This window comes from Microbacterium sp. NPDC008134 (assembly GCF_042957055.1).
In the GTDB taxonomy this organism is placed as follows: domain Bacteria; phylum Actinomycetota; class Actinomycetes; order Actinomycetales; family Microbacteriaceae; genus Microbacterium.
This window is the reverse complement of sequence record NZ_JBIBHO010000001.1, coordinates 130,813-147,032: the sequence shown is the minus strand read 5'-3', so window position 1 is coordinate 147,032 and position 16,220 is coordinate 130,813. Positions and strand designations below refer to the sequence as shown.

General features: G+C 69.4%; 18 protein-coding genes. 9 read left to right on the top strand and 9 right to left on the bottom strand.

What is annotated here, in order from left to right; all coding sequences use genetic code 11:
* Together ACFY9N_RS00750 and ACFY9N_RS00745 are read left to right on the top strand one after the other, a co-directional pair.
* Complete coding sequence (locus tag ACFY9N_RS00750) at window positions 1-591, top strand: biotin transporter BioY (RefSeq protein ID WP_391476259.1); 591 nt, start codon at window positions 1-3, stop codon at window positions 589-591.
* Between the two features lie 110 nt (window positions 592-701).
* Window positions 702-995, top strand: a complete 294-nt coding sequence (locus tag ACFY9N_RS00745) for a hypothetical protein (RefSeq protein ID WP_391476258.1) — start codon at window positions 702-704, stop codon at window positions 993-995.
* A gap of 424 nt (window positions 996-1,419) precedes the next feature.
* Here the strand turns inward: ACFY9N_RS00745 and ACFY9N_RS00740 are convergent, their stop codons facing one another.
* Window positions 1,420-1,857, bottom strand: coding sequence for a VOC family protein (locus tag ACFY9N_RS00740; RefSeq protein WP_391476256.1), 438 nt, complete (start codon window positions 1,855-1,857; stop codon window positions 1,420-1,422).
* A 101-nt stretch (window positions 1,858-1,958) separates the two neighbouring features.
* Here ACFY9N_RS00740 and ACFY9N_RS00735 point away from each other — a divergent pair, with 101 nt between their 5' ends.
* The 4 genes from ACFY9N_RS00735 (at window position 1,959) to ACFY9N_RS00720 (ending at window position 6,099) form a co-directional block, all read left to right on the top strand.
* A complete protein-coding gene (locus ACFY9N_RS00735; protein ID WP_391476255.1) occupies window positions 1,959-2,912 on the top strand; it encodes a helix-turn-helix transcriptional regulator in 954 nt (317 codons plus the stop codon).
* Between the two features lie 76 nt (window positions 2,913-2,988).
* Window positions 2,989-5,316, top strand: a complete 2,328-nt coding sequence (gene purL, locus ACFY9N_RS00730) for a phosphoribosylformylglycinamidine synthase subunit PurL (protein WP_391476254.1) — start codon at window positions 2,989-2,991, stop codon at window positions 5,314-5,316.
* Window positions 5,316-5,507: a hypothetical protein gene (locus tag ACFY9N_RS00725; RefSeq protein ID WP_391476252.1), complete on the top strand. Its 192-nt coding sequence runs from the start codon at window positions 5,316-5,318 to the stop codon at window positions 5,505-5,507. Before purL ends, ACFY9N_RS00725 begins: the two co-directional genes overlap by 1 nt.
* A 181-nt stretch (window positions 5,508-5,688) precedes the next feature.
* Complete coding sequence (locus ACFY9N_RS00720) at window positions 5,689-6,099, top strand: hypothetical protein (protein ID WP_391476249.1); 411 nt, start codon at window positions 5,689-5,691, stop codon at window positions 6,097-6,099.
* Window positions 6,100-6,188: 89 nt separating this feature from the next.
* On the opposite strand, the gene ACFY9N_RS00715 is transcribed toward ACFY9N_RS00720, so the two are convergent.
* Window positions 6,189-6,734 carry a TetR/AcrR family transcriptional regulator gene (locus ACFY9N_RS00715; RefSeq protein ID WP_391476248.1) on the bottom strand — a complete coding sequence of 182 codons (546 nt, stop codon included), beginning with the start codon at window positions 6,732-6,734 and terminating at the stop codon, window positions 6,189-6,191.
* Between the two features lie 96 nt (window positions 6,735-6,830).
* Between ACFY9N_RS00715 and ACFY9N_RS00710 the strand changes: the two genes are divergently transcribed.
* From ACFY9N_RS00710 to ACFY9N_RS00700, 3 genes are all read left to right on the top strand, one after another.
* Complete coding sequence (locus ACFY9N_RS00710; RefSeq protein WP_391476247.1) at window positions 6,831-9,392, top strand: MMPL family transporter; 2,562 nt, start codon at window positions 6,831-6,833, stop codon at window positions 9,390-9,392.
* A gap of 124 nt (window positions 9,393-9,516) precedes the next feature.
* On the top strand, window positions 9,517-9,876 hold the full coding sequence (locus tag ACFY9N_RS00705; protein WP_391476246.1) for a TraR/DksA family transcriptional regulator: 360 nt from the start codon (window positions 9,517-9,519) through the stop codon (window positions 9,874-9,876).
* A gap of 32 nt (window positions 9,877-9,908) precedes the next feature.
* A complete protein-coding gene (locus tag ACFY9N_RS00700; RefSeq protein WP_391476244.1) occupies window positions 9,909-10,346 on the top strand; it encodes a VOC family protein in 438 nt (145 codons plus the stop codon).
* A 137-nt stretch (window positions 10,347-10,483) separates the two neighbouring features.
* On the opposite strand, the gene ACFY9N_RS00695 is transcribed toward ACFY9N_RS00700, so the two are convergent.
* The 7 genes from ACFY9N_RS00695 to ACFY9N_RS00665 all read right to left on the bottom strand — a co-directional run bounded on the left by ACFY9N_RS00695 (window position 10,484) and on the right by ACFY9N_RS00665 (window position 16,215).
* Window positions 10,484-11,167, bottom strand: a complete 684-nt coding sequence (locus ACFY9N_RS00695; RefSeq protein ID WP_391476243.1) for a TetR/AcrR family transcriptional regulator C-terminal ligand-binding domain-containing protein — start codon at window positions 11,165-11,167, stop codon at window positions 10,484-10,486.
* Window positions 11,164-11,925 carry a tyrosine-protein phosphatase gene (locus ACFY9N_RS00690; protein ID WP_391476241.1) on the bottom strand — a complete coding sequence of 254 codons (762 nt, stop codon included), beginning with the start codon at window positions 11,923-11,925 and terminating at the stop codon, window positions 11,164-11,166. Before ACFY9N_RS00690 ends, ACFY9N_RS00695 begins: the two co-directional genes overlap by 4 nt.
* Window positions 11,922-12,794: a phosphonate ABC transporter, permease protein PhnE gene (gene phnE, locus ACFY9N_RS00685; protein WP_391476240.1), complete on the bottom strand. Its 873-nt coding sequence runs from the start codon at window positions 12,792-12,794 to the stop codon at window positions 11,922-11,924. The genes ACFY9N_RS00690 and phnE overlap by 4 nt, the downstream gene beginning before the upstream one ends.
* On the bottom strand, window positions 12,778-13,629 hold the full coding sequence (phnC, locus tag ACFY9N_RS00680; RefSeq protein ID WP_391476238.1) for a phosphonate ABC transporter ATP-binding protein: 852 nt from the start codon (window positions 13,627-13,629) through the stop codon (window positions 12,778-12,780). The genes phnE and phnC overlap by 17 nt, the downstream gene beginning before the upstream one ends.
* Window positions 13,626-14,528: a phosphate/phosphite/phosphonate ABC transporter substrate-binding protein gene (phnD, locus tag ACFY9N_RS00675; protein WP_391476237.1), complete on the bottom strand. Its 903-nt coding sequence runs from the start codon at window positions 14,526-14,528 to the stop codon at window positions 13,626-13,628. Before phnD ends, phnC begins: the two co-directional genes overlap by 4 nt.
* A gap of 190 nt (window positions 14,529-14,718) precedes the next feature.
* Window positions 14,719-15,303, bottom strand: a complete 585-nt coding sequence (locus ACFY9N_RS00670; RefSeq protein ID WP_391476235.1) for a TetR/AcrR family transcriptional regulator — start codon at window positions 15,301-15,303, stop codon at window positions 14,719-14,721.
* Window positions 15,304-15,381: 78 nt separating this feature from the next.
* The gene (locus ACFY9N_RS00665) at window positions 15,382-16,215 is read right to left on the bottom strand and encodes a Gfo/Idh/MocA family oxidoreductase (RefSeq protein WP_391476234.1); all 834 of its coding nucleotides are present in this window, start codon (window positions 16,213-16,215) and stop codon (window positions 15,382-15,384) included.
* Window positions 16,216-16,220 lie beyond the last annotated feature (5 nt).

Sequence of the window (16,220 nt, the reverse complement as noted above, 5' to 3'; positions counted from 1 at the left end):
ATGTCAGCATCCGCCGTCTCTTCGCGCCCCACCCTGGTGCTCGCCGACCTCGTGCCCGGTGCGCGCGTCCGGGATATCGCGCTCACGCTCGCCGGCACCGCGTTCATCACGGTGGCCGGGTATATCGCGATCCCGCTGCCGTTCACGCCCGTGCCACTATCGCTCGCGACCTTCGCCGTGCTGCTGACCGGCGCCTCGCTCGGGCCCGTGCGCGGCAGCGCGAGCGCCCTCCTCTACCTGGCGCTCGGCGTTCTCGGTGTGCCGCTCTTCGCGGGTGGCAATGCGGGATGGGCGTTCTCGTCGTTCGGGTACATCCTCGGCTACGTGGTCGCCGCACTGCTGGTCGGAACTCTGGCACGCCACCACGCCGACCGATCGGTGCTCACGACTCTCGGCCTCGCCGGGCTCGGCTCCCTCGCGATCTACGCGTGCGGAGTGCCGTGGCTCGCGGCCTTCGCCGGCGTCGACATCGCCACCGCGATCGGGCTCGGAGTCGTGCCGTTCCTCATCGGCGACGCGATCAAGATCGTCGCGATGGCCGGACTCCTGCCCGCCACCTGGCGCCTGATCGACCGCACCCGCCGGGACTGAGTCCGCGCGCGCACCGATCGGTGCGAAACGTCGGCTCCGGACCCGGATACCCGACATTTCGCACCGATCGTCGCGCAGGGGGCGACGACTCGACTCCTAGACTCGGCGGCATGACGAATTCCGCCGCTCCCCACGTGCGCCCGAACCGGATCGCGCTGCCCGCACTCGCCCCGACGCTGTTCGTGGTCGCCGCTCTGTTCCTGCCGATCGGAGCGTTCCTCGGCACGATCAACGCGGATCGCGACTTCGACTGGGCGATCTTCCAGACGCAGCTCGGCGGGGTCATCTTCTGGTTCGGTGCGGTGTCGTTCTTCATCGGACTGCTGCTCGTCGGCATCCGCTCGATCGCGCAGCAGCATCTCGACTTCGCCCTGCGTGCGCAGCGCCTGCAGCGCCCGGAGTGACCGCGGTCGGCGGTTCATAACTCCTCAGGACCGCGGGCGAAGGGCCCCGAATCCACCGGTTCGGGGCCCTTCGGCGTGGAATCTGAGGAGTTATGCCGCCCCGACCCGGCACTAACTCAGGACAACCCGCGCCCCGGGCCCACGTTCCCCCGGTTCCGGGCCCGAATCAGCCCATCTGTCCTGAGTTGGTGCCACCCGCCGGGCCGAACCCGTCCGCGGCCGTTCATAACTCCGGAGAATCACGCACACACGGCGCGAATCGGCCGGCTCCGGACCCCTCAACGTCGAATCCCCGGAGTTATGCACGCCACCCCGGCCCGCACCGCGTACCCAACTCAGGAAAAGCCCACCGATCCGGCCCGGAAACTCCGGATTCAGGCCGTAATTGCACGTTCTTCCTGGGTTGGGTACGCCCACCCCGCCCTCACGCCACGTCGAGCACCCAGGTCACCCCGAACCGGTCGGTGAGCATGCCGAATCCGGCCGACCATGCCGAGGCGGCGAGCGGCTCGACGATCACAGCACCCCCGGCGAGTGCCTCCCAGTATCCGGTGAGCTCGTCGAGCGACGAGGCCCGCAGCGACTGGAAGAACGGACGGTCTGTGATGGTGACGCCGTTCTCGCGGCGGGTGACGCCGGCCGGGGCCTCGGTCGCCCCCGGGATGTCATACGCCATCAGCGCGATCGCACCCCCGGCGATCTGCCCGAAGACGACCTTGTCGGCGCCCGGGGCATCGGCAGGCATGCCGAAGTCCCCGTAGGTCGCGACCGTGACGGTGCCACCGAAGACCTCGGCGTAGAACTCGAGCGCCGCGCGTGCGGTGCCGGCGAAGTTGAGGTGGGTCGTGGTGGTGACGGTCATGATTCCTCCAGAGAGATTCGTGCCGAGCCGTTGCCCGACACAGAACAGCATCTCGACAGAAGAGGTCAGTTTCGGTCCGCTATTCGACGCACAATGAAGACATGACCGGAAGCTCGTCACGGATGCTCGCGCTCCTCTCCCTTCTGCAGACGCAGCGCGATTGGCCCGGCGCCGTGCTCGCCGAGCGACTCGAGGTGAGCCCGCGCACGGTGCGCCGCGACGTCGACCGCCTCCGCGAACTCGGATACCGGATCGGCGCGATCAAGGGCCCCGATGGCGGATACCGGCTCGCCGCCGGGTCGGAGCTCCCACCTCTCCTCTTCGACGACGAGCAGGCCGTCGCCGTGGCGGTTGCTCTGCAGAGCATGCCGGCGAGCGGGATCGACATCGACGAGGGCGCCGAGCGCGCGCTCGCGACGGTGCGCCAGGTGATGCCGTCTCGTCTGCGGCACCGGATCGACGGCATCCGGTTCCAGGGTTCGACGGCGGCCGACCGCGTCGATCCGTCAACGCTCGAAGCGGTCAGCGCCGCCGTGCGCGACCGGCACGTGCTGCGCTTCGACTATGGAGCGACCGAATCGGATGCCCCGCGCCGCCGCGTCGAGCCGCATGACGTCGTGTCGCGCCAGGGCCGTTGGTACCTCGTCGCCTGGGATCTCGACCGTGACGACTGGCGCATCTTCCGCCTCGACCGCCTGCACCCGCGCATCCCGACCGGCCCGGCGTTCACCCCGCGCCCGCTCCCCGGAGGTGTCGATGCCCGCACCTTCCTCGCCGCCCGTTCGAAGGGATCGGATGCCGCCGACCGCTGGCCCTGCATCGGCACCGTCGTGATCGACCTCCCCGCCCGCAAGATCACGCCGTATATCGACGACGCCGACCTCGACGAGCTCCCCGACGGGCGCTGCCGCGTCACCCTCGGCTCCTGGTCGTGGACCGGTCTCCTCGCCTCGGTCGCCCGCTTCGACGCCCCCTTCACGATCGAGGGTCCGGCACCCCTGGCCGAGGCATCCGCCACCCTGTCGGCCCGCCTGGCCGCGGCATCCGTCCGCTGATCCCAGCGGGGCCGACCGCCCGGCGCGGCGCACGTAGAATGGAACCGCCCCGCCGGCCCCTTCCCTTGGAGTGTGCGTGACCACCGCCCCTGCACCCGCCCGCAAGCACGTCCCCGACTCCGTCTCGAACGCGATCGCGACGCCCGAGAAGGAGCAGCCGTACGCGGCGCTCGGACTCAAGGACGACGAGTACGCGAAGATCCGCGAGATCCTCGGACGCCGCCCCACCTCGGGTGAGCTGGCGATGTACTCGGTCATGTGGTCGGAGCACTGCTCGTACAAGAGCAGCAAGAACTACCTGCGCCGCTTCGGCCAGAAGGTCTCCGACGAGATGAAGGAACGCCTCATGGTGGGCATGGGCCAGAACGCGGGCGTCATCGACGTCGGCGAGGGCTGGGCCGTCACCTTCAAGGCTGAGTCGCACAACCACCCGTCGTTCATCGAGCCCTTCCAGGGTGCGGCGACCGGCGTCGGCGGCATCGTGCGCGACATCATCTCGATGGGCGCGCGCCCGGTCGCGGTCATGGACGCCCTGCGCTTCGGTGCGATCGACCACCCCGACACCGCCCGCGTCGTGCACGGCGTGACCAGCGGCATCAGCTTCTACGGCAACTGCCTGGGCCTGCCGAACATCGGCGGCGAGACGGTCTTCGACTCCGTCTACCAGGCCAACCCCCTCGTCAACGCGCTCGCGGTGGGCGTCCTCCGTCATGAGGACCTCAAGCTCGCCAACGCGACCGGCGTCGGCAACAAGGTCGTGCTGTTCGGCGCCCGCACGGGTGGCGACGGCATCGGCGGCGCGAGCATCCTCGCCTCCGACACGTTCGCAGACGGCGGCCCGACCAAGCGCCCCGCGGTGCAGGTCGGCGACCCCTTCGCCGAGAAGGTGCTCATCGAGTGCTGCCTCGAGCTCTACCGCGACGAGCTCGTCGAGGCCATTCAGGACCTCGGCGCCGCGGGCATCTCGTGCGCGACGAGCGAGCTCGCCGCCAACGGCAACAGCGGCATGAAGGTGTCGCTCGACAACGTGCTGCTGCGCGACCCCTCGCTGACCGCCGAAGAGATCCTCATGTCGGAGTCGCAGGAGCGCATGATGGCGATCGTCGCACCCGAGAAGCTCGACGCGTTCATGGCCGTGGTGAACAAGTGGGAGGTCGAGACCTCCGTACTCGGCGAGGTCACCGGCGACGGACGCCTCGTCATCGACTGGCAGGGCGAGCGCATCGTCGACGTCGACCCCTCGACGGTCGCGGTCGACGGCCCGGTCTACGACCGCCCGGTCGCCTACCCGACGTGGATCGACGCACTGCAGGCGGATGCCGCCGAGCTGCTGCCTCGTTCCTCCGACGCCGAGGTGCTGCGCGAGCAGTTCCTCGCGCTCGTCGGCTCGCCGAACCTCGCCGACACGTCGTGGATCACCAACCAGTACGACTACTACGTGCTCGGCAACACGGCCCTGAGCTTCCCCGACGACGCCGGCATGATCCGCGTCGACGAGGAGTCGGGCCTCGGCTTCTCGATCTCGACCGACGCCAACGGCCGCTACTGCCAGCTCGACCCCTACGCGGGTGCGCAGCTCGCACTGGCCGAGGCGTACCGCAACGTCGCCGTCACCGGCGCCGTGCCCACCGCGATCACCGACTGCCTCAACTTCGGCTCTCCCGAGAACCCCGAGGTCATGTGGCAGTTCGGTCAGACGGTCGACGGCCTCGCCGACGGATGCTTCGAACTGGGCACCCCGGTCACCGGCGGCAACGTCTCGTTCTACAACCAGACCGGCGACGTGCCGATCCACCCCACCCCGCTCGTGGGCGTGCTCGGCATCATCGACGACGTCTCGCGCCGCATCCCCTCGGGATGGCAGGACGAGGGCCAGAACATCTACCTGCTTGGCACGACCTCGACCGAGCTCTCGGGTTCGGCCTGGGCCGACGTCGTGCACGACCACCTCGGCGGACTGCCCCCGAAGGTCGACCTCGCGGGCGAGAAGCGCCTCGCGGGCCTGCTCGCCGCCGCGCGTGACGAGTGGCTGATCTCCTCGGCGCACGACGTGTCGGAAGGTGGCCTTGGCCAGGCCCTCGCCGAGGGCGTCATGCGCTTCGGCGTCGGTGCCCGCGTGTGGCTCACCGAGATCATCGACCGCGACGGTGTGGATGCGGCATCCGCTCTGTTCTCCGAGTCGACCGGTCGCGTCATCGTGACCGTGCCCCGCGAGGACGACGTGAAGTTCCGCGGCCTCTGCGAGGGACGCGGCTACCCTGTCATGCGCATCGGCGTGACCGACAGCGAACCGCAGCTCGAGGTGCAGGACGTCTTCACCGTCTCGGCCGCCGAACTGCGCGAGCGCTCGGCCGCCACGCTGCCGTCGCACTTCGGCCCGACCGTCACCGAACAGGTGTCGTGATGAGCGACCTCAACCGGCGCGAGCCGAACGAGCCCGCACGGCAGACGCCCGCGAACGACGGGCTCAGCGAGGACTACGGCGACCTCGGCGAGCGCCGCAACCGGCGCATCCGCATCGTGTCGTGGGTCGTCATCGTGGCGCTCATCCTCGGCGGTGGCGGCGCGACGGTGCTGACACTGCTGTTCGGCTGAGGCATCCGTCTTTCTCGGCCCTTCGTCTCGTCGCTACGTGGTTCCTGAGCGAGCGTAGCGAGACGAAGGGCTCCTCGCTCAGGAACCGGGTTTCTTCGGTTCCTGAGCGAGCGAAGCGAGCGCCGTGCTGAGCGAGCGCAGCGAGACGAAGTGACGAAGGGCCCGACTCTAGAATCCGACTATGCGCCTGCGCCCGCTCGACCTCGTCGATGTGCTCGCGTATCTCGTCGTGCTGCAGACGTTCAGTCAGCTGTTCCCGGCGGTGATCTCGGAGTCGTTCCTACTGTCGCTCCTCACCGCGGTGCTGTTGAAGGCGATCCTCGAGGTCGTGGTGTGGGTGAAGACGAAGGCGATCGCACGCGTCCGCTCCAACCGCGGCTGGGGCGCCCGGGCCATCGGTGTGGTCGTGCTGCTGCTGGTGATGCCGGGCAGCAAGTTCCTCGTGCTCGAGGTCGTCGCGCTGGTCTTCGGTGACGCGGTGCAGCTCGGCGGGTTCTTCCTCGTGACGCTGCTGATCGTCGTGCTGATGCTCGCGCGAGGACTAGTGCGGCGGGCGGTCGCCCCGGCGGATCGCGCTGAGGCGGTGGACTGAGCGCCCTTCGTCTCGTCGCTGCGCTCCTCGCTCAGGGACCGGTTCCTGAGCGAGCGCAGCGAGACTAAGGGCCCACCCCGCCCCACCCCTCAGCGCGAGAACAAGAACCGCGTCAACCGCACGATCGACTCGGGGTCGCGCTCTTCGCGGCCGAGCGACTCGACGATGATCGCGCCGAGGATGGCGCGACCGAGCTCCTGCACGGGTGCGCCCTCGGGCAACTGTCCCGCGCGGATGCCTGCGCGCAGCCGCGAGCCGAGATGCTCCTCGACGCCAAGGCTCTCGCCGAGGTGCTTGCCGACTCCGGCATCCTCGGTCGCCGCCGCGACCAACGAGCGCAGCAGCACCCCGCCCTCCGGCGCATCGAGGATCGACAGCACACTGCGAAGCCAGGCTTCCACGTCGGCGGCGAGGTCGCCCGTGTCGGGAACCACGAAGTCGACGGGGATGAGGCGCCCCTCGGCGAGGCATTCGCCGATCAACGCTCCCCGCGACGGCCACCACCGGTAGATCGTCTGCTTGCCGACCCCGGCTTCTTTCGCGATGCCCTCGATCGTGAGGCGGTCGTAGCCCTGACCGTGGAAGAGGCGGGCGGTGGCGTCGAGGATCGCCTCGCGGGCAGCCGTGCTGCGCACGGGTCCACTCCGATGCTCGTTCACCACACGTTCAGGATAACCACAGAACCCTAGACGAGACGTACCGTATGCTCTGAAGGTCTGAAGGAGATCGTCTTGGCCTCACTGCTGTTCCGTCTGGGTTCTTTCGCTGCGCGCAAGGCGTGGACGGTGATCATCTCGTGGGTCATCATCCTCGGTCTCGGCGTCGGCGCGTTCCTCACGCTCGGCGGCACGCTGAGCAACAGCTTCGACATCCCGGGTACCGCCTCGGGCGAGGTCATCGACGAGCTCGCCGACAAGCTGCCCGACACCGCCGGCGGCACGGGAACCGTGGTCTATCAGACCGAGAACGGCGAGCCCTTCACCGATGAGCAGAAGGCCGCGATCAGCGAACTCGCCGCGAGCGCCGAAGACCTCGACGGTGTCGCCGCCGTGGTCGACCCCTTCGACGCCCAGCAGCAGCAGGCCGACCAGGAGCAGGAGCTCACCGACGGCGCGGCGCAGATCGCGGATGGCCGCACCCAGTTGGATGCCGGTCAGGCCCAGCTCGACAGCGGCCGCACCCAGCTCGAAGACGGCATCGCGCAGATCGACGCCGGGATCGCACAGGCCCAGGCGGCCGGCGCCCCGGAGCAGCAGATCGCCGTGCTCGATGCGCAGAAGGCCGCACTCACGGCCCAGCTCGCAGAGCTCGAGGGCCAGCAGCAGACCCTGAACCTCAACCGCGACGAGCTCGACGCCAACGAAGAGCAGCTCGACCTCGGCACGACCCTCCTCGACCTCACGAACGGCATCGGCGTCGTGTCGGACGACGGCTCCACCGCCATCGTCAACGTCTCGTTCACCGACCCGCGCCTCGAACTCTCCGAAGAGGTCAAGCAGGGCACGATCGCGCACTTCGAAGAGACTGCGGTCGAAGGCACCACGGTCGACTTCGGCACCGACATCGCGCAGGGCGTGCCCGAGATCTTCGGCATCGGCGAGGCGATCGGTCTCGCCTTCGCGGCCGTCGTGCTCATCGTCATGCTCGGCTCGCTGCTCGGCGCCGTGCTCCCCATCATCACCGCGATCGTCGGCGTGGGTGTCGGTGTGACGTCGTCGCTCGCCTTCTCGGGCGTCGTCGACATGGCATCCGTCACCCCCGTCCTCGGCGTGATGCTGGGCCTCGCGGTCGGCATCGACTACTCGCTCTTCATCGTCAACCGCCACCGCAAGCAGCTGCTCGCCGGCTCCCCCGTGCGCGAGTCGATCGGGCTCGCGACCGGAACATCCGGAACCGCGGTGGTCTTCGCCGGCGCGACCGTGATCGTCGCGCTGCTCGCCCTCAACGTGACCGGTGTGCCGTTCCTCGGCCTCATGGGCACCGTCGGCGCCGTGTGCGTCGGGGTCGCGGTGCTCGTCGCGATCACCCTCGCCCCGGCGATCCTCGGTCTCATCGGCAACCGTCTGCTCGGCAAGAAGGCCCGCGCGACGATCGGCCAGCCGCACGCCACCGGCAAGCCCGTGAAGCAGATGTCGACCCTGCGCGCCGTCGTCACCGTGCTCGTCAGCATCGTGGGTCTGCTGATCATCGCCATCCCCTCGATGTCGATGCGCCTCGGCCTGCCCGACGGCGGCAGCGAGCCGAGCGACTCCACCAGCTATCGCGCCTTCCACGCCGTCAACGAGCAGTTCGGCGAGGGCGCGAACGGTCCGCTGCTCGTGACCGCCACCCTCGACGACGCGGTCAGCGACGACGACCTCCTCGCCACGCAGGTCGAGGTCGCGCAGAAGCTCGCCGATCAGGACGACGTGGTCGCCGTCGCTCCCGTCGCGACCTCCGACGACAACACCCTCATCGCCTTCCAGGTGCTGCCGGAGGAGGGCCCCAACAGCACCTCCACCGAACAGCTCGTGCAGAGCATCCGCTCCCTACCGCAGCTCGACGGCGGTATCACGCTCGGCGTCGCCGGTCAGGCGGCCGTCAACATCGACATCTCCGAGGCCCTCGCCGGCGTGCTGCCGCTGTACCTCGTGGTCGTCGTCGGGCTCTCGCTGCTGATCATGATCGTGGTGTTCCGTTCGCTGCTCGTGCCGATCATCGCGACCGGAGGCTTCGTGCTCTCGCTCTTCGCGACGTACGGGCTGATCGTGTCGGTGTTCCAGTTCGGCTGGGGTGCCGAGATCATCGGGCTCCACAGCACCGGGCCCATCCTCAGCTTCCTGCCGGTGATCCTCGTCGGCATCCTGTTCGGGCTCGCGATGGACTACCAACTGTTCCTCGCCTCCGGCATGCGCGAGGCGTACGTGCACGGAGCATCGGCGCGGGATGCCGTGGCACAGGGCTTCCGTGCCGGGCGCTCGGTCGTGATCGCCGCGGCGCTCATCATGGTGTCGGTGTTCGGCGGGTTCATCTTCTCGGAGTCGACGATCATCCGCTCGATCGGATTCGGCCTCGCCTTCGGCGTGCTGCTCGACGCGTTCGTGGTGCGGATGTTGCTCATGCCCGCGCTCATGCACCTGCTCGGAAAGTCGGCGTGGTGGCTGCCGCGCTGGCTCGACCGTCTGCTGCCGAACGTCGACATGGAGGGTGCGGCACTCGAGCGCGACCACCCCGCCGTGCACACCGACAGCATCCCGACGATCGACACCCCCGAGCCGCTGACCCGCGCCGAGCGCAAGCGCCGGCAGGGCTAGTTCCTGCGGGGCGGGCCCTTCGACAGGCTCAGGGACCCAGTTCTGGGTCGCTGAGCCTGTGCCACTGGGTCGCTGAGCCTGTCGAAGCGCCCCACCCGAGACACTCGCGCAGTAGGGTGGCCGCATGGAGGAGGACGACGGTCGGCTGCGCGCGCTGCTTACGGCGATGCGCCGACAGGCGGATGCCCGGGTCCGGGCGACCGCGGCGATCCTCACCGACCTCACCCACGACCGCGAAGGCTCGAACGACGACGACGAACACGACCCCGAGGGTGTGACGCTGTCGTCGGAGTGGTCGCGTCTGACCGGGCTCGCGGAGGCCGCGGCATCCGAATTGCAGCAGGTCGACGACGCGCTCGCCCGGATGGATGCCGGTACCTACGGCGTGTGCCTGAACTGCGGCAACCCGATCCCGGCTGCCCGACTGGAGGTGCGGCCGTTCGCCGAGCACTGCGTCGCCTGCGCCGAGAAGCTGGGCCGCTGACAACGCGCGCACACGGGGCTAGCATTCCGTGCATGCCCATCAGACTCGAGAACGTCGGCATCGCCGTGCGCGACATCGACGCCACCATCGCCTTCTTCACCGATCTCGGCCTGGAGGTCGTCGGCCGCGACACCATCAGCGGCGAGTGGGCCGACACCGCGGTCGGGCTCGACGGCAACCACGCGCGCATCGCGGTGCTGCAGACGCCCGACGGGCACGGGCAGCTCGAACTGTTCGAGTACATCCATCCCGACGCGATCGAGACCGAGCCGACCCTGCCGAACGAGATCGGAATGCACCGCGTCGCGTTCTCGGTCGACGACATCGACGCGTCGCTCGCGATCGCCGCGCGCCACGGCTGCCACCCCCTGCGCGGGGTCGCGAACTACCAGGACATCTACCGCCTCGCCTACGTGCGCGGGCCGAGCGGCATCATCGTGATGCTCGCGCAGGACCTGACTCGGGGCTGACGGGCCCCGGCCCTGCACAACTTCGGAGCTTCGAGACGACACGCCGAGGGACGGATGCCGCGGCGCGGCGTGTCTCACCGAAACTCCGAAGTTGTGCGTGGGGGGACCCTTCGACAGGCTCAGGGCCCCCGTTCGGCTCAGGCGACCATGCCGCGCCAGATCACCTCGATCGCGGCGCGGAGACGGGCGACGACGGCGGGGTCGGTGACCCGGTCGCCGCGCACGACCAGTTGGTAGTACGCCGCGCCGGCGATCGCATCGAAGCACGCGGCGATGTCGAGGTCGGCGCGCAGCTCGCCCCGGGCCATGCCCGCCCGCAGCGCGTTCTCCATCGGTACGCGTCGGCGCGAGACGTGCGACTCCCAGTACGCCTTCTGCAGCGCACGGTCGGCCATCACCAGACGGATGCGTTGCCGGAACCGCTCCTCGGAGTACCCGGGCGCGGAGGGCGCCACACCGTCGGCACCGAGGCCCAGACCCGAGAGCAGGATCTCGTGCAGATCGGCACCCTCGGGGTATTCCGGTGGCACCTCCCGGCCGACGTCGAGCGCCGTCGCGATCAGTGTCGTCAGCGATGGCCAGCGGCGGTAGAGCGCGGCGCGACTGACCCCGCTGCGCTGCACGACGCGGGCGACAGTGACCTCCTCGCCCGCATCGATGATCCCGAGCGTCGCGGCGACGATCTGCCCGTCGATGTCCTCGTCGCGCGGACGCCCGGGGCCGCGACGACGCGCGACCCCGGCATCCGACGGCAGAGCCCCGACCCCGGCAGCCGACGGCAGAGCCGCGACCCCGGCATCCGCCTGAACGACCGACGTCACGCGTCGAGCGCCCGCGCGCGCAGGCGCGCGATCGTGTCGTCCGACAGCCCGGCCGCGCGCAGCGGCGCGATCGGGTCGCCGTGGCGCTCCCGCAGCGTCGCAAGCAGGATGCGCATCGACACCGCCATCTCGCCCGCGGGCAGAGCCGAACGCATCCGCTCCTCGTCGAAGCCGAGCTTCGCCCACAGCGGTCCCATCACGCCGCTCGTGCGCTGCATGATTGCCGGCATGTTGGCATCCGTCAGCGCGTAGTCGATCACGATGTCGTCGTCGGATGCCCCGAGCACCAGCAGCAGCATCGCGGCGAGCACGCCCGTGCGATCCCGACCGGCGGCGCAGTGGAACGCCGTGGTTCCGGGCGAGTACGCGATCACGTTCAGGGCCGTGACGAGCTGCGGAGCCGCGGTGTCGACCATCGCGACGTACGAGGCGCCCATCGACTCGTGCGTGAACATCGGCTGCTCACGCATCGACTCCCCGACATCCGCCATCAGTGCGATGTGGTGGTACGCCACCGCCCGGGTACCCAGCGGGCCGCGGCCGCTGATCCCGACCTCGGCGTTCGAGCGCAGGTCGATGATCGCCGTGAGTCCTGCGGCGACCAACTCGTCGGCCACCTCCTCGGTCACGAGGGCGAGGTCGTCGGTGCGGATCGCGAGACGCTCGCGCAGCACTCCCCCGTCGACGGCGATGCCGCCGAGGTCACGCAGGTTGACGGGGGCGCTGAGCGTGATCAGCGGGGCGTCGATGAGGGTCATGTGATTCTCCTTCGGATGAGGGCGCTGCCCTGGTCGATCAGCGTGACGAGCACGATGATGCAGATGATGATGGCGCTGAGGTGCCCGTAGTCGTACATGCGCATCGCGGTGGTCAACTCGAGGCCGATACCGCCAGCGCCGACGAGTCCGAGGATGGTCGCGCCGCGCACGTTCCCCTCGAACAGCAGCAGGGTGTACGAGGTGAGCAACGGGGCGGCCTGCGGCAGGATGCCGTATTGGATGATCTGACGCTTCGATGCGCCGACGGCCTCCATCGCGACGACGGGTCCGCGATCGACCTGCTCCATCGCCTCGGCGAAGATCTTGCCGATCGATCCGATCGACCCGAGCGTCATCGCCAGGATTCCGGCGAACGGGCCGAGGCCCACCGCCGAGACGAACATGAGCGCGAACACCAGATCGGGCACCGAACGGATGATGTTCATCACCCAGCGCGCCGGATAGTAGAGCCACTTCGGGGCGATGTTGCTCGCGGCGCAGACGGCCGCGAACAGCGCGAGCACCGCGCCGAGCACGGTTCCGACGACCGCCATCTGGAACGTCTCGAGCAGCAGGGCGAGGATCGTGCCGATCTTCGAGAAGTCCGGCGGGAAGAGCCGCCCGAGGAACTCGCCCATGTTGACCGTGCCCTCGCCGAGTTTGACGAAGTTGAACTGGGCGCCGTTGAACGACCAGATCAGGATGAGCAGGGCGATCGGCAGCCCGATGAGGAATCGGGCGCGCGGCACGCGGAACGCGCTCTCCAGGCGTCGCCGTTCGGCCTCGTCGAGAACGGGCTTCGCGGGCTTCCCCGAGCTCGTGGGCTTGCCGGGCCGGGCGGTCTTGCGGGGGTCAGCGGTGGTCGTCATCGCCGTGCTCCTCGTCGTCGTACAGGGGCGCGAGCGCGGCGGCATCCAACCGCGACGTTGCACCCGCCACCAGAACCTCGCCGTGGCGCAGGCCGATGATGCGGTCGCTGTGCGCGAGCGCGAGCGGCAGCACGTGCAGGCTCACCAGCACCGGGATGCCGTCGTCGGTCGCGATCTCGCGCAGGAGTTCGAGCACGCTGTCGGCGAGCTTCGGGTCGAGCGACGCGACCGGCTCATCGGCCAGGATCACCTTCGGCTGCTGCATCAGCGCGCGGGCGATCGCCACGCGCTGCTGCTGACCGCCCGAGAGCGAGCGGGCAGGGGCGGATGCCTTGTGCGCGATGCCCACGCGGTCGAGCAGTTCGAGGGCCCGACGTCGATGCGCGGCGGTGAATCCCCCGATCAGATTGAGCGGACCGGCGCCGTGAAGGGCGCCCGTGAGCACGTTGGTGAGCACGCTCAGGCGGGGGATCAGGTTGAACTGCTGGAAGACCTGGCCGACGTCGGAGCGCAGCATCCGCAACTGTCCGCGTCGCAGGTTCGTGACGTCATGACCCGCGACCCGCACCGAGCCCCCGGCGATCGGCGCGAAGCCGGTGAGGCTGCGCATGAGCGTGGACTTGCCGGATCCGGATGCGCCCAGCAGCGCCACCATCTCGCCCGGGAAGAGATCGAGGTCGACGCCGTCGAGAACCGTGGTGTCGTCGTAGGCGACACGCAGGTCGCGCACGGTCACCAGAGGAAGCGACTGCCGCACCTCGGCGGTCGTGGGCGCGGGCGCGCCCGCGGGGGCGGATGCCGCGGCATCCATCCCCTGGACTCGAACCGTCGTCACTTCAGGTCCTCGAGTTCCACGCCGGCCACCGCCGCGATCTCGGCGAACGAAGCGAAGTCCTCACCCGAGGGGTCGACCTGCTGGGGAGCGGCGGCGAAGGCGCCGTATGCACCGAGCTGCTCGGCGTTCTCGGGCGCGAAGACCGCGGCGATGCCCTTCTGGATCAGCGCGCGGGTCTCGTCATCGAGAGACTGGCGACCGAGCACCGCGCCCTGGATGTCCATCGCCGGGCTCTCGCCGACGCCGCGCCACTCGCCGTCGGCGAAGGGGAACATGGGTGCGCCGAGCTCGGTGAGCATGTTGGCGGTGCACGCCCCGTCGACCTGGCCCTGCTGCAGCGCGGCGAAGCTGCCCTCGTGGCCGCCGGCGAAGATCGCCTCGTAGTCGGTGCCCTGCTCGAGACCCGCCTCGTGCAGCATGAACACCGGCATGAAGTAACCCGAGCTGGAGGCCTGGTCGGCGAACGCGACGGTCTTGCCGGCGAAGTCCTCGACCTTCTGGATGGGGGAGTCGTTCAGCACGACGCAGGTCGAGACCGGCTTGCCATCGCCCTCGAACGCGACCAGGGCGTCGACCTCGCCGGTGTTCACCGCGAGCGCGGAGGGGAAGCCGCTCATGATGCCGATGTCGACGTGGTCGGCACGGATCGCCTCGACGACGCTGAGGTAGTCGGGCACGTCGATGACCTCGACCTCGCGGCCGGTGGCCTCTTCGAACAGTTCGGCGAAGACCTCGATGGGGTTGACGGCGGTGGGGTCCTCGCCGACGGGAAGCGTGGCGATGGTGATGGGCGCGTTCGGGTCGGCGGGGGCCGCTTCGGCGGTGGGGCTCTGGCAGCCGGTGAGGGCGAGAGCGGCGATGCCGAGGAGGCCGACGGCGGGCAGGGTGAGACGACGCATGATGACCTTTCGGGAGGGAGCGGCTCGAATTCCGAGACCTTCGGTATTCCAACTCCTGAAGGTGACCGGGAATTACGAGACCGCCGTACTCGCAAAGGAACGCTGCGTGAACGGAGGGTGACGTGGGGTGGGCCCTTCGTCTCGCTCCGCTCGCTCAGGAACCGGATGAGAGCGTCAGTTCCGGGCGGGGTCAGTCGCGGCGGGAGGCCAGGCGGATGCCGTCCCACAGGCGCGAGAGGCGCTCGACCATGTCGACCTCGGGGTCGAGGAGCCACTGCACCTGGAGGCCGTCGGAGGTCGCGAGGATGATGTCGACGGCGATGCCCGCGTCGAGGGTGGGGCCGAGTTCGCCGGACTCCTGCGCGCGCTCGATCACTCCGGTGAGCACCCCGCGCGCCCACGCGTAGCGTTCGATGAAGTACTCGTGCGCCGGGTGACCGACCATCGTCGCCTCGGCGGAGAACTCGACGAACAGACGCACGAGTCCCGGAACCGACACGTTGTGCGCGATGACGTCGAGGAAACCCTGGAACGTCGGGTCCGGCTCCATGTACTCGCCGATGTCGCGATTGTCACGGGCGCGCAGCACCTCGATGTACAGCTCTTCCCGCGAGCCGAAGTAGTGCATGAGACCGGGCTGGGTCAGACCGACCCGTGCGGCGATCTCGCGGTTCGACGCCTTGCGGTAGCCGACCTCGGCCACCACATCGAGCGCGACCTGCAGGATCTCCTCCCGCTTCGCCACGCCCTTGGCATATCTCCCCCGCGCTACCATGCGCACATTCTAGGTTCGAAATCCACCGAGAAACCCATTTCATGCGCTTGCCGTCATCGAAGACGACGTCTCAGGGCCTCACCCCTGCCCGATCGCCGCCATCACGGCGATCGCGCCGCTCATCTGAGCAGCCGGCACCGGCAGTACGCCGGTGCCGAGCATCCGCACGAATGCCTCGACGCCCGGGCGCACGTAGTCGGGGCCGACCGCGATGTCGCGGCTCTCACTCCCCCGGCTGCCGACAGCGGTGACATGGAAGGGCACCGACACCTCCCCGATCGGTCGGACGAACTCCAGTGTCACGGCCACCCCGCCGACGGCGTATCGCGCGCGCACGCCCTTCGGCGAGCGCTCGACGTCGACTCGCCCCGGTGTTCCCGGCACCAGATGCTGAGCGAGATCGGCGAGGTGGATGCCGTAGAAGAAGAGGCCGCCGTATGGTCCGTCGGGATCGGCCGGTCCGGAGACGGTGAGGCTGTGCAGCTCCCCGATCGACGCGAGCGCGGTGGCGACGGCATCCGTGTCGGGAAGCCAGCGCAGCGTCGACGACGAGGTGACGGGCGTCGGTTCCGCCGCCGCGAGGATCGCGTCGGCATCGGCCACCGAGAGCGCGAGCGGCTTGTCGACCCAGACCGGCACCCCCGCAGAGAGGAACGGCACCGCAAGCTCGCGATGCGTCGCCCCGTCGCGAGTGGTCACGATCACCGCATCGACCTCGCCGAGCAGGTCGACGGATGCCGGAACGATGCGGTCGATTCCCCCGGCCTCCGCGAGCTGAGCAGTGCGGTCGGCGTCTCCCGCGACGAGCGCCGTGACCCGGGCGTTCGCGACCCCGTCGACGTTGAGCGCGCGCACGATGCCGTCGACGTGACTGTTCTCGATGCCGACGATGCCTATGCGGTGCGCTGCCATGCCTC

What these genes read in the sequence shown, in the direction of transcription:
- ACFY9N_RS00720 (WP_391476249.1), top strand. Translation starts at nt 5,689, where the DNA reads ATGCGCCTGCGCCCGCTCGACCTCGTCGATGTGCTCGCGTATCTCGTC.
- ACFY9N_RS00705 (WP_391476246.1), top strand. Translation starts at nt 9,517, where the DNA reads ATGGAGGAGGACGACGGTCGGCTGCGCGCGCTGCTTACGGCGATGCGC.
- ACFY9N_RS00740 (WP_391476256.1), bottom strand. Translation starts at nt 1,857, where the DNA reads ATGACCGTCACCACCACGACCCACCTCAACTTCGCCGGCACCGCACGC.
- ACFY9N_RS00670 (WP_391476235.1), bottom strand. Translation starts at nt 15,303, where the DNA reads ATGGTAGCGCGGGGGAGATATGCCAAGGGCGTGGCGAAGCGGGAGGAG.
- ACFY9N_RS00725 (WP_391476252.1), top strand. Translation starts at nt 5,316, where the DNA reads ATGAGCGACCTCAACCGGCGCGAGCCGAACGAGCCCGCACGGCAGACG.
- ACFY9N_RS00735 (WP_391476255.1), top strand. Translation starts at nt 1,959, where the DNA reads ATGACCGGAAGCTCGTCACGGATGCTCGCGCTCCTCTCCCTTCTGCAG.
- ACFY9N_RS00690 (WP_391476241.1), bottom strand. Translation starts at nt 11,925, where the DNA reads ATGACCCTCATCGACGCCCCGCTGATCACGCTCAGCGCCCCCGTCAAC.
- phnD (WP_391476237.1), bottom strand. Translation starts at nt 14,528, where the DNA reads ATGCGTCGTCTCACCCTGCCCGCCGTCGGCCTCCTCGGCATCGCCGCT.
- ACFY9N_RS00750 (WP_391476259.1), top strand. Translation starts at nt 1, where the DNA reads ATGTCAGCATCCGCCGTCTCTTCGCGCCCCACCCTGGTGCTCGCCGAC.
- phnE (WP_391476240.1), bottom strand. Translation starts at nt 12,794, where the DNA reads ATGACGACCACCGCTGACCCCCGCAAGACCGCCCGGCCCGGCAAGCCC.
- ACFY9N_RS00665 (WP_391476234.1), bottom strand. Translation starts at nt 16,215, where the DNA reads ATGGCAGCGCACCGCATAGGCATCGTCGGCATCGAGAACAGTCACGTC.
- ACFY9N_RS00700 (WP_391476244.1), top strand. Translation starts at nt 9,909, where the DNA reads ATGCCCATCAGACTCGAGAACGTCGGCATCGCCGTGCGCGACATCGAC.
- ACFY9N_RS00745 (WP_391476258.1), top strand. Translation starts at nt 702, where the DNA reads ATGACGAATTCCGCCGCTCCCCACGTGCGCCCGAACCGGATCGCGCTG.